Annotated in this window: 15 protein-coding genes; 14 read left to right on the top strand and 1 reads right to left on the bottom strand. The window is 72.8% G+C overall.

Annotation, left to right across the window (positions count from 1 at the left end; translation table 11 throughout):
- From KME75_RS00260 to KME75_RS00240, 5 genes are all read left to right on the top strand, one after another.
- Positions 1-771 carry an ABC transporter permease gene (locus tag KME75_RS00260; RefSeq protein ID WP_246631186.1) on the top strand — a complete coding sequence of 257 codons (771 nt, stop codon included), beginning with the start codon at positions 1-3 and terminating at the stop codon, positions 769-771.
- Entirely contained in the window at positions 768-1,760 is a 993-nt protein-coding gene (locus KME75_RS00255) for an ABC transporter ATP-binding protein (RefSeq protein ID WP_246631185.1), read from the top strand. The genes KME75_RS00260 and KME75_RS00255 overlap by 4 nt, the downstream gene beginning before the upstream one ends.
- Positions 1,757-2,812, top strand: a complete 1,056-nt coding sequence (locus tag KME75_RS00250) for an ABC transporter ATP-binding protein (RefSeq protein ID WP_219412410.1) — start codon at positions 1,757-1,759, stop codon at positions 2,810-2,812. Before KME75_RS00255 ends, KME75_RS00250 begins: the two co-directional genes overlap by 4 nt.
- Positions 2,809-3,045 carry a hypothetical protein gene (locus tag KME75_RS00245; RefSeq protein WP_219412409.1) on the top strand — a complete coding sequence of 79 codons (237 nt, stop codon included), beginning with the start codon at positions 2,809-2,811 and terminating at the stop codon, positions 3,043-3,045. The genes KME75_RS00250 and KME75_RS00245 overlap by 4 nt, the downstream gene beginning before the upstream one ends.
- Positions 3,046-3,124: 79 nt before the next feature.
- Complete coding sequence (locus tag KME75_RS00240) at positions 3,125-3,535, top strand: VOC family protein (RefSeq protein ID WP_308282464.1); 411 nt, start codon at positions 3,125-3,127, stop codon at positions 3,533-3,535.
- A 29-nt stretch (positions 3,536-3,564) separates the two neighbouring features.
- Here the strand turns inward: KME75_RS00240 and KME75_RS00235 are convergent, their stop codons facing one another.
- Positions 3,565-4,137, bottom strand: coding sequence for a TetR/AcrR family transcriptional regulator (locus KME75_RS00235; RefSeq protein ID WP_219412408.1), 573 nt, complete (start codon positions 4,135-4,137; stop codon positions 3,565-3,567).
- A 421-nt stretch (positions 4,138-4,558) separates the two neighbouring features.
- Here KME75_RS00235 and KME75_RS00230 point away from each other — a divergent pair, with 421 nt between their 5' ends.
- From KME75_RS00230 to KME75_RS00195, 9 genes are all read left to right on the top strand, one after another.
- A complete protein-coding gene (locus tag KME75_RS00230) occupies positions 4,559-6,667 on the top strand; it encodes an acetate--CoA ligase family protein (RefSeq protein WP_219412406.1) in 2,109 nt (702 codons plus the stop codon).
- A gap of 59 nt (positions 6,668-6,726) precedes the next feature.
- Complete coding sequence (locus KME75_RS00225; protein WP_219412405.1) at positions 6,727-7,464, top strand: enoyl-CoA hydratase/isomerase family protein; 738 nt, start codon at positions 6,727-6,729, stop codon at positions 7,462-7,464.
- A 41-nt stretch (positions 7,465-7,505) separates the two neighbouring features.
- Entirely contained in the window at positions 7,506-9,095 is a 1,590-nt protein-coding gene (locus tag KME75_RS00220) for an ABC transporter substrate-binding protein (protein ID WP_219412404.1), read from the top strand.
- 65 nt (positions 9,096-9,160) lie between these two features.
- Positions 9,161-10,105: an ABC transporter permease gene (locus KME75_RS00215; protein WP_219412403.1), complete on the top strand. Its 945-nt coding sequence runs from the start codon at positions 9,161-9,163 to the stop codon at positions 10,103-10,105.
- Positions 10,102-11,052 (top strand): ABC transporter permease, encoded by a 951-nt coding sequence (locus KME75_RS00210; protein ID WP_308282463.1) that lies wholly within the window; start codon positions 10,102-10,104, stop codon positions 11,050-11,052. The genes KME75_RS00215 and KME75_RS00210 overlap by 4 nt, the downstream gene beginning before the upstream one ends.
- A gap of 74 nt (positions 11,053-11,126) precedes the next feature.
- The gene (locus tag KME75_RS42420; RefSeq protein WP_281424351.1) at positions 11,127-11,651 is read left to right on the top strand and encodes an ATP-binding cassette domain-containing protein; all 525 of its coding nucleotides are present in this window, start codon (positions 11,127-11,129) and stop codon (positions 11,649-11,651) included.
- Positions 11,570-12,148 carry an ABC transporter ATP-binding protein gene (locus KME75_RS44680; RefSeq protein WP_281424350.1) on the top strand — a complete coding sequence of 193 codons (579 nt, stop codon included), beginning with the start codon at positions 11,570-11,572 and terminating at the stop codon, positions 12,146-12,148. The genes KME75_RS42420 and KME75_RS44680 overlap by 82 nt, the downstream gene beginning before the upstream one ends.
- A complete protein-coding gene (locus KME75_RS00200; RefSeq protein ID WP_246631183.1) occupies positions 12,145-13,188 on the top strand; it encodes an ABC transporter ATP-binding protein in 1,044 nt (347 codons plus the stop codon). Before KME75_RS44680 ends, KME75_RS00200 begins: the two co-directional genes overlap by 4 nt.
- Positions 13,185-14,465, top strand: coding sequence for a CaiB/BaiF CoA transferase family protein (locus KME75_RS00195; RefSeq protein ID WP_219412402.1), 1,281 nt, complete (start codon positions 13,185-13,187; stop codon positions 14,463-14,465). Before KME75_RS00200 ends, KME75_RS00195 begins: the two co-directional genes overlap by 4 nt.
- Positions 14,466-14,467: the final 2 nt, after the last annotated feature.

Below are 14,467 nucleotides of genomic sequence, written 5' to 3'. Positions count from 1 at the left end.
TTGCTCGGGCTCATCGCCGCGGCCTGCTTCCTCGGCCCGCTGGTGCTGCCCATCCCGCCGCCGGTCGGGGGCAGCGTCCTCGAGAGCTACCTGCCCGCGTTCTCGCCCGGTCACCTGCTGGGCACCGACCCCAACGGCAACGACATCCTGTCCCGGATCCTGCACGGCGGCCGGTCGTCGCTGGTGGTGGCCGTGGCGGTGAACCTGCTCGGGCTCGTGGCCGGCGGGACGCTCGGCGCGCTGTCGGGCTACCTCGGCGGGGCCGTCGACACCGTGATCATGCGGGTGCTCGACGTCCTCATCGCGTTCCCGTCGCTGGTGCTCACCCTGGCGGTGGCGCAGAGCCTCGGCGCGAGCCAGACCAACACGATCCTCGCGCTGGCGTTCTTCAGCATCCCGGCGTTCGCCCGGATCTCCCGCGCCGCCACGCTGCGGCTGCGCGAGCAGCCGTTCATGGCCGCGGCGCAGCTGTGCGGGACGCCCGGGTGGCGCGTGCTGCTGCGGCACGTCGGACCCAACATCGCCCCTCAGTTGATCACGTTCGGGATGCTGGGGATGGGGATCGTGATGGTGATCGAGGGCGCCCTCAGCTTCCTCGGGCTCGGCATCCCGCCGCCCGCGCCGAGCTGGGGCAACATGATCGCCCAGGGCCAGCAGAGCCTGTCCGCGACGCCCATGCTCGTCGTCTGGCCCTGCCTCGTCCTGTTCGTCACCGTGCTGGCCTTCAACCTGCTCGGCGAGACCCTGCGCGCGCGATGGAGCGGTCGATGACCACCCCCCTTCTCGAGGTCTCCGAGCTGCGGGTCCGCTTCACGCGCGCCGGCCGGCCGGTCCATGCGGTCAACGGGCTGTCCTACCGGCTCGACCCGGGGCGGATGCTCGCGATCATCGGCGAGTCCGGGTCGGGCAAGAGCGTCAGCTCGCGGGCGCTGATGGGCCTGCTGCCCGGCACCGCACAGGTGAGCGGCTCCGCCCGCTTCGACGGCACCGAGCTGGTCGGCATGCCGGAATCGGAGATGCGCAAGCGCCGCGGGGCGGACATCGCCATGGTGTTCCAGGACCCGGCCCGCTCGCTCAACCCGACCATGCGGATCGGCACGCAGATCACCGAGGCGATCCGGGCGCACGCCGACCTGGACCGGGCGGCGGCCAAGGCCCGGGCCATCGAGCTGCTGCAGCTGGTGAAGCTGCCCGCGCCCGAGCAGCGGTTCTTCGAGTACCCCCACCAATTGTCCGGCGGCATGCGGCAGCGCGTGATGATCGCGGTCGCGCTGGCGGGGGAGCCGCGGCTGCTCATCGCGGACGAGGCCACGACCGCCCTGGACGTGACCACCCAGGCCCAGATCATGGAGCTGCTCGTCGAGCTGCAGGAACGGCTCGGCATGGCGGTCGTCATGATCAGCCACGACCTGGGGCTCGCCGCGAGCTACGCGCAGGACATCGTGGTCATGTACGCCGGGCGGGCCGTGGAGTACGCGCCGGCGGACACGCTGTTCGGGAACGTCCGGATGCCCTACACCCGCGCCCTGCTGGGCGCGATCCCGCTGCTGGAACGCGAGTCGCACGCGCTGCTGCCGGTGATCCCCGGCCAGCCGCCGGACCTGCGGGCGCTCCCGCTCGGGTGCGCGTTCCGGCCGCGGTGCGGATCGGCGGGCGAGGAGTGCACGGTCGCCCCGCCCTTCGCCGAGCAGGAGCCGGGGCACTGGTGGGCGTGCTGGCACCCGGCCGGAACGCCGGGATTCGAGGGGGACGAGCGATGACGGCGGTCGACGAGCGCGTGGACGACCGGAAGGCACAGCAGGCGACCCCGCTGCTGCGCGCACGGAACGTGGTGCAGCAGTTCCCGGTGCGCGGCGCGGGTGGCCTCACGGGCGGCGTGGTGCACGCGGTGTCGAACGTGTCGTTCGACGTGCACGCGGGCGAGACCCTCGGCGTGGTCGGCGAGACGGGGTCCGGCAAGTCGACCCTCGCCCGCTCGCTGATCCAGGCGCCGCGGCCGAAGTCCGGCGAGGTGCTGTTCCAGGGGACCGACCTCATGCGCTTGCGCCGGCGGGCGCTCGTCGACGCCCGCCGCAACATGCAGATGGTCTACCAGGACCCGTTCGGCTCCCTGAACCCCCGCTGGCGCGTCGCGGAGCTCGTCGAGGAACCGCTGCTCGGCTACGGCGTCCGGGGCGCGGCGCAGCGGGAACGCCGGGTGGCCGAGCTGCTCGACCTCGTCGGGCTCGACCCGTCGGTGTTCGCCAAGCGCCGCCCGTACGAGCTGTCCGGCGGGCAGTGCCAGCGCGTCGCCATCGCCAGGGCGATCGCGCTGAACCCCGCGCTCGTCATCTGCGACGAGTCGGTGTCCTCACTCGACGTGCTGATCCAGGCGCAGGTGCTGAACCTGTTCGAGCAGCTGCGCACGGAGCTCGGGCTGTCGTACCTGTTCATCGCCCACGACCTCGCGCTGGTGAAGCAGGTCAGCGACCGGGTCGCGGTGATGCACCTCGGCCAGCTGGCCGAGATCGGCCCGGCGGACGCGCTGTACCGGCAGCCGCTGCACCCCTACACCGCGGCGCTGCTCGAGTCGATCCCGGGCCTCGACCCGGCCACCGGGCGGGCCCGGCGACCGGTGCCGCTGCGCGGGGAGCCACCGTCGCCGCTGGACCCGCCGAGCGGCTGCGGCTTCCGCACCCGCTGCCCACGGGCGCAGCAGCGGTGTGCCGACGAGGAACCGGTGCTCGCCGAGCGCGCTCCCGGGCACAGCGCCGCCTGCCACTTCCCGCTCGACCTCCCGGCACCGCGGATCCGCGCGAAGGAGACCCCATGACGATCGACGACTCCGCCCTCGACGGCCTCCGCAGCACGCTCGCCGCCGACGACTACCGGCTCACCGTCACCGAGACGGGCACCGGCGTGGAGGCCCGCATCACCGCCGGGCCGGACGCGTGCCCCGACTGCCTCGTGCCGAAGCCGATCATGCGGAGCGTGCTGACATCGGCGCTCGGCGTGCCGGAGAAGGACATCGTGCTGGTGTACCCGGCGGATCGGACGGGGGACTGACGGCCGAAGGGCTTCCACGGGCCCGCGGGGAGGAGCAGACTGCCTCGCCTGCTGATCGTGCCCATCACCGGGAGGAACCGTGGCGACGCTCAACCCCTACCTGTCGTTCCGCGACAACGCGCGGGAGGCGATGGAGTTCTACAAGTCCGTGTTCGGCGGGACACTCACCCAGACCACGTTCAAGGAGTTCCAGGCCTCGCAGGATCCCGCCGAGGACGACAAGATCATGCACTCCTCGCTGGAGGCGCCCAACGGGATCATGTTCATGGCCGCCGACACGCCCGCGGGCATGGAGTACTCGCCGGGGTCGGCGATCAGCATGTCGCTGAGCGGCGATGACCACGCCGAGCTCTCGGGCTACTTCGAGAAGCTGTCGGACGGCGGGACGGTCGCCATGCCGCTGGAGCCCGCCCCGTGGGGTGACACGTTCGGGATGGTCACCGACAGGTTCGGCATCGACTGGATGGTGAACATCGCCGGGCAGGGGTAGGGGTAGGTCCACCCGCGGCGGCCGGGCCGTCACCCCGTCCCCGCACCGTCCTGACGGAGCCCGAGCGCCCTCGCCCACAACTGGGTGAGGGTGCGCACGAGCGTGTCCTCGTCGAACTTCTCGCCGAGCACCAGCCAGAAGTGCACGGTGCTGTTGACCATCGTCACGAGTGCGCTCGCGGTGTGGAACGGTTCGAGGTCGCGATCGACCAGCCCGGCCTCCTGCATCTGCACGATGCTGCGCTGCGCGCGGGCGACAGCGCGCTCACGCACGGCCATCCGTAGCTTGCGGACCTCGTCGTCGTATGTCGTGACCTGCTCGAACAGGCCGAGCAGCGCCGCGTTCTCCTTGTAGATCGCCACGAACCTGCCGTTCGAGCGGTCGATGCGCTCGATCGGGTCGAGCTCCTCCCGTCTCGGCTCACCACCTCCGGTGTTGGCGTAGAGCATGTCCATCTCCTCCGAGCACAGGGTCCGGAAGATGTCGGTCTTGGACTCGAAGTAGGTGTAGAAGCTGCCGTGGGAGGCGCCGGCAGCGGCCGAGATGTCGGTGACCCGAGCATCGAGGAAGCCGTCGCGTTCGAAGACCTTCCGGGCGGCCACCAGGAGCTGGCGACGGGTCCGTCGTCCCCGTTCGGAGTTCGGCTGGTTCCCCACCGCGGACCGGCGGAGGCTGCCCGTCCCACTCACGTTGGTCGCAGTCGTGCTCATTGCGTTCGTCCCATTCGTCGTCTCGGTCCGTCGGCGCCGACCGCCTGCGCCCGCTGGATGCGGGCACGGCACGCCGTCGGTCCGGTTCCGCGGGGCACGGGCGCGGCCGTCGCCGTCGGTCGGTAGTGCCCCGGTGGCCGCAGCGTAGCAATTCGACATCGACGTCGAGCAAGTATTGACTTCGACATCGGTGTCAACTTCACTCTGCGGCGTGAGCCACCCCACACCGAGCCGAAGGTCGAGCGGGCCCGACGAGCGGAAGGCCCTGCGGGGCTCGCCCGTCCGGATCCCGGGGCGGTCGGGGATCGAACGCATGCTGCGGCCGCGCGGGGTGGCCCTCGTCGGGGTCTCGGGGCGACCGGGCAACCCGATGGCCCGGCCGCTGCGCTACCTGCGCGAGCACGGGTTCGGCGGGGGCATCTACCCCGTCAACCCCGGGTACGACGAGCTCGAGGGCCTGCCCTGCTACGGCTCGCTCGGCGAGGTGCCGGGTCCGGTCGACCTCGTCCTCGCCCTCGTTCCCGCGGCCAAGGCCGTGGCCGCGGTCCACGAGGCGGGCGCGGTCGGTGCCGCAGGGGTCGTCGTCTTCGCCTCCGGCTTCGCCGAGACCGGAACGGCGGGCGCTCGCCTGCAGGCCGACCTCGTCGCGGCGGGTCGCGAGGCGGGTGTGCGTGTGCTCGGGCCGAACTGCCAAGGCCTCCTGCACGCCCCGACGGGTCTGGTGGCCACCTTCACCGCGGCGGCCGACCGCCCGCTGGTGCCCGCGGGCGGCGTCGCCTACGTCGGGCAGAGCGGTGCGGTCGGCGGCTCGATCCTCGACCTGTCCTCGGAGATGGGGCTCGGCCTCACCGCCTGGGTCAGCACCGGGAACCAGGCCGACCTCGACCTCGTCGAGGTCGCGTCCGCGCTGCTGGACGAGCCCGACGTACGGGTGCTCCTGCTCTACGTCGAGTCGGTCGGCGACGGGGCCGACTACCTGCGGGTGGCCCGCCGGGCGCGGGACGCGGGCAAGCACCTGGTGGTGCTGCGGTCCGGCCGCTCGACCGCGGGACGGCGGGCGGCGGCGTCGCACACCGGGTCCATGCTGGGCGACGACGCCGCGTTCGTCCTCGCCTCGGCCCGCCATGGCGTGGTCCTCGTCGACGACGTGGACGAGCTGCTCGGCGTCGCGGCCACGCTCGCCTCGATGCCCCGGCCCGAGGGGCGGCGCGTGGCGGTCGTGACGACGTCGGGCGGCGCGGGCAGCCTCGCCGCCGACCGGTGCTCCGACGCCGACCTCGACCTGCCCGAGCTGCGCGCGGCCACGCAGGACCGGCTCCGGCCGCTCATCCCCGCGTTCGGTGCGCTGGCCAACCCCGTCGACGTCACCGCCCAGCTGTTCACCCGCGGTGCGCACGCCTTCGGCGACGTGTGCCGGATCGTGGCCGACGACCCCGGTGTCGACGCGGTCGCCGTGGTGCTCACGATGGTCGTCGGCCAGGCCGGAGCGGCCCTCGCCGAGGACCTGGTGGGCGCGTCGGCGAAGCTCGCGAAGCCGCTGATGGTGGCCTGGCTCGCCGGGCAGGAGCAGACAGCGGAGGGCCGCGCGGTCTTCCGCGCCGCGGGGATCCCCGTGTTCCGGTCCGTCGGCGACCTGGCGCGCGCCGCCGGGCTCGTCGCCCCGCCGCGGGCACCCGGCACGCCGCCGGCCGCGCTGCCCCGTCCCGCCGCACCGTCGCCCGACCGGATCCGGGAGCTGCTGGGCGCGCGCGACGGGCAGCCCGACGAACCCGCGCTGCTCGACGCCATGGGGGTCGACCGGCCGGCGTCGGTCGTGGTGCGCAGCCGGCAGGAGGCCGCCGACGCCGTGGCGGGCCTGGGTGGTCCGGCCGCGATGAAGTTGCAGGCCGGCGCACTGGCCCACAAGTCCGATGTCGGGGGTGTCCGGCTCGGCGTCGACGCAGCCGACGCCGCCGAGGTCTTCGACGAGCTCCTCACGGCGGCCCGGGCCCACCACGTCGAGGCGGTCGACGGCGTCCTGGTCCAGGCGATGATCCCGGCCGGGTTGGAGCTCGTGGTCGCGGCCACCGGCGGCCGCGACGGGTTCCCCCCGCTCGTCACCGTCGGCTTCGGGGGGATCACCACCGAGATCTACTCCGACGTCGCCTCGGGCCTCGCGCCCGTCCCGCCCGAGGAGGCCTGGGCGATGCTGCGCAGCCTCCGGGCCTGGCCGCTGCTGGCGGGGTTCCGCGGCGCTCCGCCCCGGGACGTGCACGCCGCCGTCGACGCCGTGGTGCGCGTCGGGCACGCGGCGGTCGCCGCCGGGCCCCGGCTGGCCGAGTTCGAGGTCAACCCGCTCGTCGTCGGGCTGCGCGGCGAGGGGGCCACCGCGGTCGACGTCCTCGTCCGCACGGCGGAGGGCGGGGTTCCGGTGGGCGAGTGACGCACCTGACCAGCGAGCAGCAGCAACCCGGTAGCGAACAGGAAGGCAGGGCCGATCGGATGGGACAGGTTCACCTGGAGCGGCGGGACGGTGTCGCCGTCCTCACCGTCGACTCGGTGGAGGTCAAGAACGGCCTCACCCCCGAGATGGGCCGGCAGCTCGCCGCGCTGTGCGACGAGGTCGACGCCGACCCGTCGCTCGGCGCGGCCGTGGTGCGCGGCGCGGGCGGCACGTTCTGCTCCGGGGCGGACCGGCGACGCTGGCGGCCCGGCGCCGACCAGGCGGAGGACGCCACCTACCGGGAGGCGGGCGAGGTCTACGGGGCGTTCATGCGCGTCGGGTCGCTGGCCGTGCCCACGATCGCGGCCGTCCGCGGCGCGGCCGTCGGCGCCGGCATCAACCTCATGCTCGCCACCGACATGCGAATCGTGGCGACGGGCGCCCGGATCATGGCCGGCTTCCTGCGGATCGGCCTGCACCCGGGCGGCGGGTTCTTCACGATCGCCGGGCGCTCGGCGGGGCGTGAGGCCACCGCCGCGATGGGCCTGTTCAGCGAGGAGATCGACGGCACGCGCGCCGAGCAGATCGGCCTGGCGTGGCGCGCCGTGCCCGACGAGGACGTCGAGGAGCTGGCGTTCCAGCTGGCGGCCCAGCCCGCCAAGGACCCCGACCTCGCCCGCCAGGCCGTCCGGTCGTTCCGGACGGAGCTCGGCCCTCCCGGCATCGGCTGGGAGGCGGCACTCCACTTCGAGCGGGCCACGCAGATGTGGTCCCAGCGGCGGCGCAACAGCTCCTGACCGCATCTCCGGTGCAACGGCGCACGGCGAGGAGGAACGGCATGAAGAAGCTCACCGGTCTGTCGATCGCGGGCGTGGTCCTGCTGGCCGTCACCGCATGCGGTGGCGGCGGCGTGGGCGCCGGTGCGGGAGGCCAGGGGGTGGAACGGGAGGCACAGACCTCCGCGTGCCCGCCCCTGACCGACGGGGTGGACGAGAGTGCCACCTTCACGTGGATGTACAGCGTCGGGAACACCAGCTTCGACCCCGACAAGATCACCACGAACAACAGCCAGATGTACCTCTACCCGGTCTACGACAGCCTCGTGCACGTCGACGAGGAGGGCACGCCGCAGCCGATGCTGGCCGAGTCCTGGCAGCTGCTCGAGAACGGCACGGTCCTGGAGCTGGACCTGCGGGGCGACTGGACCTACCACGACGGCACCCCCTTCGACGCGGAGTCGGTCAAGGCCAACATCGAGCGCTCGAAGCAGCCCTGGTCCTACAACGCCAACGCCCTGCAGGCCGTCACGTCCGTCGAGGTGGTGGACGCCGACACCGTCCGCCTGGTCACGGACGGCGGTGCGGGCGCGCTCGTGGGCATCCTCGGCGGGTCGGCCGGGATGATGATGAGCCCGGCCGCGTTCGACAAGCCGGGCGAGGACATCGCGCCCACCGGCGGCTCGGGTGCCTTCGAGATGACCAACTACGTCCCGGGCAGCCGGGTCGAGTACACCGCGGTCGAGAACTACTGGGACCCGGAGGCGCTGAACATCGCCAAGCTCGTGTTCCTCATCTCCGGCGACGACAACGCGCGTCTGAACGCCGTGCAGACCGGCGCGGCCGACGTCACGTTCCTGCGGGCGAGCATGTACCAGCCGGCGATCGACTCGGGCCTGGTCGTGTGCGAGGCGCCGAGCCTGTCGAGCTACAACCTCACGCTCAACACCGCGCGGTCGGAGTTCGGGAGCAAGGAGGTGCGCCAGGCACTCAACCACGCCATCAACCGGGAGGCCATCTCCGCGGTGACGAACGGGTTCTGCGAGCCGGGCGTGCAGATGTTCCCGCAGTTCTACTTCGCGTCCAACCAGGACATCGGGCCGGAGCGCTACGCCTACGACCCCGAACGCGCCCGGCAGCTGCTCACCCAGGCCGGGTTGCCCGACGGCTTCTCGTTCGACCTCGAGGTCATCAACCTCGACCTCTACCAGCAGATCGCCGAGGTCATCCAGCAGAACCTGGCCGAGGTCGGGATCGAGATGTCGATCACGCCGGTGGAGATCGCCAAGCTCGCCGAGGACTTCTCGGTGAACAAGTCGGCGGACGCCACGCTGTCGGAGCAGAAGGCCGAGTCCGACCCGAGCATCCTCACCGCCTCGTACTACCTCGCGGACGGGTTCAACAACCCCGGCGGCTACACGACCGACGAGATCACCCGGCTGCACTTCGAGGCGATGGAGGGGGCGACGGCCGAGGAGCGGGCGCCTGCCTACGCCCAGCTGTTCGAGGCCGTGGTCGAGGAGGCCTACCCGAACGTCACCCTCTGCCACCTGACCACGCCGTTCGCGATGAACGACACCGTGCGCGGGGTGGAGATCTACGCGGACGCGGCGCGTCAGTTCCGCGGCGTCGGCATCGAACCCCAGCCGTGAGCGGCCCGAGGTGCGGCGGGCAGCCGCCGCACCCCGGCTGACGCGCCGACCCCCTGGAGGAGCTCGTGCTCGGTCTACTCGTGCGCAGGCTGCTGGTGAGCATCCCGCTGCTGCTGGTCGTCAGCTTCCTGGTCTTCAGCCTCATCGTGCTCGTGCCGGGCGACCCGGCGGTGGCGCTGGCCGGCCAGAACCCCGACCCGGCCCAGATCGAGGCGGTGCGGGAGCGGCTCGGCCTCAACGACCCGTTCCTGGTGCAGTACTGGCACTGGCTCAGCGGCGCCCTGCAGGGCAACCTGGGCACGTCGCTGTTCACCAGCCAGACCGTGTGGACGGCGATCATCGCCCGGCTGCCCGCGACGCTGTCGCTGGCGTTCCTGGCCCTCGCCCTGGCGATCGTGATCGGCGTGGCCGTCGGCTCGGTCGCCGGCCTGCGCCCCGGCACGTGGACCGACCGCGTCGCCACGGTGGGGGCGAGCGTCGGGGTCGCGGTCCCGTACTTCTGGGTCGGGATGATCCTGGTCCTGCTGTTCGCGCTGGAGAACCCGCTGCTCCCCGCGGTCGGCTACGTCCCGCTGACCGCGGACCCGGTCGCGTGGTTCCAGCACCTGATCCTGCCCGCGACCGCGCTCGCACTGGCCCCGGCCGCGGTGATCGCGCGCCAGACCAGGGCGTCGGTCTCGACGGTGATGAGCGAGGACTACGTCCGCACCGCCACCGCGAAGGGCCTGAGCCCGGTGCGGGTGGTCGGCAAGCACGCGCTGAAGAACGCCGCGCTGCCGGTCGTGACGGTGTTCGGCATCGAGGCGAACCGGTTGATCGGCGGCACCGTCGTGATCGAGCAGCTGTTCGCCCTCCCGGGCATCGGGCAGCTCGCCTACCAGGGCGTGTTCAGCCGGGACTTCCCGATCGTGCAGGGCGTCGTGCTCGTGGCGGCGATGATGGTGCTCTTCATCAACATCCTCGTCGACGTCTCCTACGGCTACTTCAACCCGAGAATCCGGCAGTCGTGACGAACATCAACACCTCCCGGCCGGGACGGGCGGCGCCGCCCCCGCCCGACACGACCACTCCGGGCGCGCCGGCCCCGGACACCGCCGCCCGACCGGTCGGCGCGCCGGGCCTGCGCCGGTTCGTGCGCCGGTTCCGGGCCAACCGGCTCGCGGTCGCCGCGCTCGTCGTGCTCGCGGTGGTCGTGATCGCCTCGGCGGCGGCACCCCTGATCGCCCCGTACGAGCCCGACGCGATCGACGTGATCAACCGGCTGTCCGGCTCGACGCCCGAGCACTGGCTCGGCACCGACGCACTGGGCCGGGACACCCTGAGCCGCCTGCTCTACGCCGGTCGGGTCTCGTTGTTCGCCGCCGCGATCGCGGTCGGCATCGCCGTGGTCATCGGCGTGCCGTTCGGCCTGCTTGCCGGCTACTTCGGCGGCTGGTCGGACTGGCTGCTGGGCCGCGCCGCCGACGTCCTCATGACCTTCCCCGCGATCATCCTGGCGATCGCGATCATCGCCGCCACCGGACCAGGGCTCACGAACGCGATGATCGCCCTGGGCATCGTCTACTCGCCCCGGCTGTTCCGCGTGGTGCGCAGCGCGACGCTGGCGGTGCGGGCCGAGACCTACATCGAGGCGTCGGTCAGCATCGGCACGCCGGTGCGCAGCATCATCGCCCGCCGCGTCCTGCCCAACATCCTCTCCCCGCTGCTCGTGCAGGTCTCGCTCATGCTCGCCGCGGCGCTGCTGGCCGAGGCGGCGCTGAGCCTGCTCGGCCTCGGCGTGGTGCCGCCCACACCGAGCTGGGGCAACCTGCTCGGCCGCGGGTTCACGGAGATCCGGAGCACCCCGCTGCTCGTCGTGTGGCCGGGGCTCGCGATCGCGATCGCGACCCTGTCGTTCAACCTCATCGGCGACGGGCTGCGGGATTCGCTCGGTCGCGAGACCCGGAAGGGGGACTGACCGTGCGTCGATCCGCGATCCCGGCCCCCGTCGCGCAGCCGGCCACCGAGCCGCCGCGCCCGGAGGCGCCGCTGTTGCACGTCGAAAACCTCTCCGTCGACTTCGCCACCGACCACGGCTGGGCGAACGTGGTGCGCGACGTGTCGTTCACGGTGGCCGAACGGGAGATCGTCGGCCTGGTCGGCGAGTCCGGTTCCGGGAAGACCGTGACCGGGCTGTCCGTGCTCGGCCTGGTGCCCAGCCCGCCGGGCAGGCGGTCCGGGGGCAGCATCCGGTTCCAGGGCCGCGACCTCACGGCCCTGCCCGAGCGGGCCATGCGCGACATCCGCGGCAACGAGATCTCCATGATCTTCCAGGAGCCGATGACCAGCCTGAACCCGGCGTTCACGGTGGGGGACCAGATCGGGGAGACCGTGCGGCGCCACCGCGGTGGCGGGCGCCGGGGGGCCCCCCCCCCCGCCCGCCCGGGGGGGGCGCCCGCCGGGCGGCCACCGCCCGCGCCGTCGAGATGCTCGACATGGTCGGGATCCCCAACGCCGCCCGCCGGGTGCACGCCTACCCCCACGAGTTCTCCGGCGGCATGCGGCAGCGCGCGATGATCGCGATGGCGCTCGCGTGCGAACCGAAGATCCTCATCGCCGACGAGCCGACGACGGCGCTCGACGTGACGATCCAGGCGCAGATCCTCGAGCTGCTGGTCTCGATGCGTGACCGGATCGGCATGGGCGTCCTGCTCGTCACGCACGACCTCGGCGTCGTCGCCCAGGTGTGCGACCGCGTCGTGGTGATGTACGCGGGCCAGGTGGTCGAGCGCGCCGACGCCGGCCCGCTGTTCGAACGGCCCCGGATGCCCTATACCGAGGGGCTGCTCTCCGCGATGCCGCAGCTCGGCTCGCGGGAGGGGCGGCTCGCCTCGATCCCCGGCCGGACGCCGGAGCCGTGGAACATGCCGGTCGGCTGCCGCTTCCACCCCCGGTGCCCGTACACGGAACCGAAGTGCACCGAGGGTGAGATCCCGCTGCTGGACGTCGGCTCCGGCCGCGACGCCCGCTGCGTGCGCACCGACGAACTCGAGCTGCGAGGAGTGCAGTCATGAGTAGTCCAGCCGTGAGCAGCGCAGGCATGACACCGATGCTGGAGGTCAAGGACCTGCACGTGACGTTCGCCGGCAAGGGCAGGTTCGGGCGCGGGCACAGCGTGAAGGCCGTCAACGACGTGTCCCTGCACATCGACCGGGGCGAGACGCTCGGGCTGGTCGGGGAGTCCGGGTCGGGCAAGTCGACGACCGGTCGCGCCGTGCTGAAGCTCGTGCCGGTGGAGGCGGGCGAGGTCCGCGTCGACGGCCAGGACGTCACCGGCCACCGGGGGGCCCAGCTGCGCAGGCTGCGCCGCCAGATGCAGATGGTGTTCCAGGACCCGTACTCGTCGCTGGACCCCTCGGCACCGGTGGGCGCGAGCATCGCCGAGCCGCTGCGGGTGCACGAGAAGATGTCGAAGCAGGCGCGCCGCGACCGGGTGGAGGAGCTGCTCGACCTGGTGGGCCTGCGCCCGAGCCACGCCGACCGCTACCCCTACGAGTTCTCCGGCGGGCAGCGGCAGCGGGTGGCGATCGCCCGCGCGCTCGCGCTCAACCCGCGGCTGATCGTGTGCGACGAGGCCGTGTCGGCGCTCGACGTCTCCACGCAGAACCAGGTCATCAACCTCCTGGAGGACCTGCGGGAGCGGTTCGAGCTGTCGTACCTGTTCATCGCCCACGACCTCGCGGTGGTCCGGCACATCTCCCACCGGGTCGCCGTGATGTACCTCGGCCGGATCGTCGAGTCGGGACCGGTGGAGCGGATCTACGAGCAGCCCGCGCACCCCTACACCCAGGCGCTGCTGTCGGCGATCCCGGTGCCCGATCCGAAGCGGAAGGGCGCGAAGCGCATCCTGCTCAGCGGCGACCTCCCCGACCCGTCCGCGCCGCCGCCCGGATGCCCGTTCCACACCCGGTGCGCCTACGCCATGGACGTCTGCTCGCAGGTGATGCCCGCGATGACGCCCGTCGAGGGCGGCGGGCAGACCGCGTGCCACCTGCAGACCAGCGGGCCGACGCTCGCCGGCCGTCCGCTGCCGAGGACGGAGGTGCCCGCGTGACGGGCCCGTTCGACGGGGTCACGGTGGTGGAGTTCGGGCAGTTCGTCGTCGTCCCCTTCTGCGCGCAGCTGCTGGCGGACGGGGGCGCGCGGGTGATCAAGGTGGAGCCGCCGTCGGGCGACGCGTACCGCTCGGGCCCGGCCCAGCTCGCCCCGGGGGAGACCCGGCAGTTCCTCATCAAGAACCGGGGCAAGCAGAGCATCGCGATCGACCTGGGCCATCCGCGGGCGCAGGAGGTCGTGCACCGGCTCGTGGAGGCGGCCGACGTCGTGCTGGTCAACCTGAGCCCGGCCGCGGTGCGCCGGCGCGGGCTGGACTACGACAGCGTCGCGGCCCGCAACCCGCGGGCGGTGTACGGCGCCGTCAGCGCCTACGGGCACGTCGGGCCGGAGGCCGGGCTGCCCGGGATGGACGTCGTGGTCCAGGCGAGGTCGGGGCTGATGAGCTCGCTCGCCGCCGAGGACGACGGGCTGCCGCACCACAGCGAGGTGCAGGCGGCCGACTATTCCACCGCGATGCTGCTGTTCGGCGGCATCGCCGCGGCGCTCTACGCCCGGGAACGCACGGGCACCGGCCAGAAGGTGGAGACCTCGCTGCTCGGCGGGGCGCTGGCGATGCAGAACAACTCCCTCGCCCACGTCTACGGCGCGGACGACTGGCGCCGCGAGTTCGTCGAGGAGCGGCTGCCGCGGCTGCGCAAGGACAGCGCCGGCCACGCCGAGATCGAACAGGTCCGCCGCGCGATGCGCCCCGACGCGCCCACCCACACCGCTCACTACCGCACGTTCCGTACGGCCGACGGAGTGATCGCCGTGGGGGCGGGCAGCCCGTCGGCGCGCCGACGCCTCGCCGAGGTGACGGGCGTCGACGAGACCCTCGTGCAGACCGACCCCGAGGCCTTCCGAGCACGGCTCGCCGCGCTGCTCGTCACGCGGGGGAGCGCGGAGTGGGTCGAGGAGCTGCGCGCGCGGGAGGTGCCCGTCGCGCAGGTCCGCCACCTCGAGGAGATGCTCTTCGACCCGCACCTGGAGGCGGAGGGGCTTGTCAGCGACTACGAGCACGAGACCGTCGGGCGCTACCGCGGGCTCGGGTCGCCGCTGCGGATGAGCGCGACACCGTTCGCGGCGGGGGCGGCGTCGCCCCCGTTCGCCGGGCACACCACCGACCTGCTCGCCGAGCTGGGCTTCGACGCCGCCGAGACCGCTGCGCTGTGCGACTGCGGGGCGGTCGTCCCAGGCGCCCGGCCCACGACAACCACTCCTGCCTGGAGGACGTGACC

The organism is Pseudonocardia nigra (assembly GCF_019396355.1).
Classification (GTDB): domain Bacteria; phylum Actinomycetota; class Actinomycetes; order Mycobacteriales; family Pseudonocardiaceae; genus Pseudonocardia; species Pseudonocardia nigra.
This window is presented reverse-complemented; position numbering and strand designations above follow the sequence as displayed.

Excerpts from the sequence above, each read along its gene's own strand:
- KME75_RS00220 (WP_219412404.1), top strand. The coding sequence starts at position 7,506 with ATGAAGAAGCTCACCGGTCTGTCGATCGCGGGCGTGGTCCTGCTGGCC.
- KME75_RS00255 (WP_246631185.1), top strand. The coding sequence starts at position 768 with ATGACCACCCCCCTTCTCGAGGTCTCCGAGCTGCGGGTCCGCTTCACG.
- KME75_RS44680 (WP_281424350.1), top strand. The coding sequence starts at position 11,570 with ATGGTCGGGATCCCCAACGCCGCCCGCCGGGTGCACGCCTACCCCCAC.
- KME75_RS00200 (WP_246631183.1), top strand. The coding sequence starts at position 12,145 with ATGAGTAGTCCAGCCGTGAGCAGCGCAGGCATGACACCGATGCTGGAG.
- KME75_RS00225 (WP_219412405.1), top strand. The coding sequence starts at position 6,727 with ATGGGACAGGTTCACCTGGAGCGGCGGGACGGTGTCGCCGTCCTCACC.
- KME75_RS00250 (WP_219412410.1), top strand. The coding sequence starts at position 1,757 with ATGACGGCGGTCGACGAGCGCGTGGACGACCGGAAGGCACAGCAGGCG.
- KME75_RS00230 (WP_219412406.1), top strand. The coding sequence starts at position 4,559 with ATGCTGCGGCCGCGCGGGGTGGCCCTCGTCGGGGTCTCGGGGCGACCG.
- KME75_RS00245 (WP_219412409.1), top strand. The coding sequence starts at position 2,809 with ATGACGATCGACGACTCCGCCCTCGACGGCCTCCGCAGCACGCTCGCC.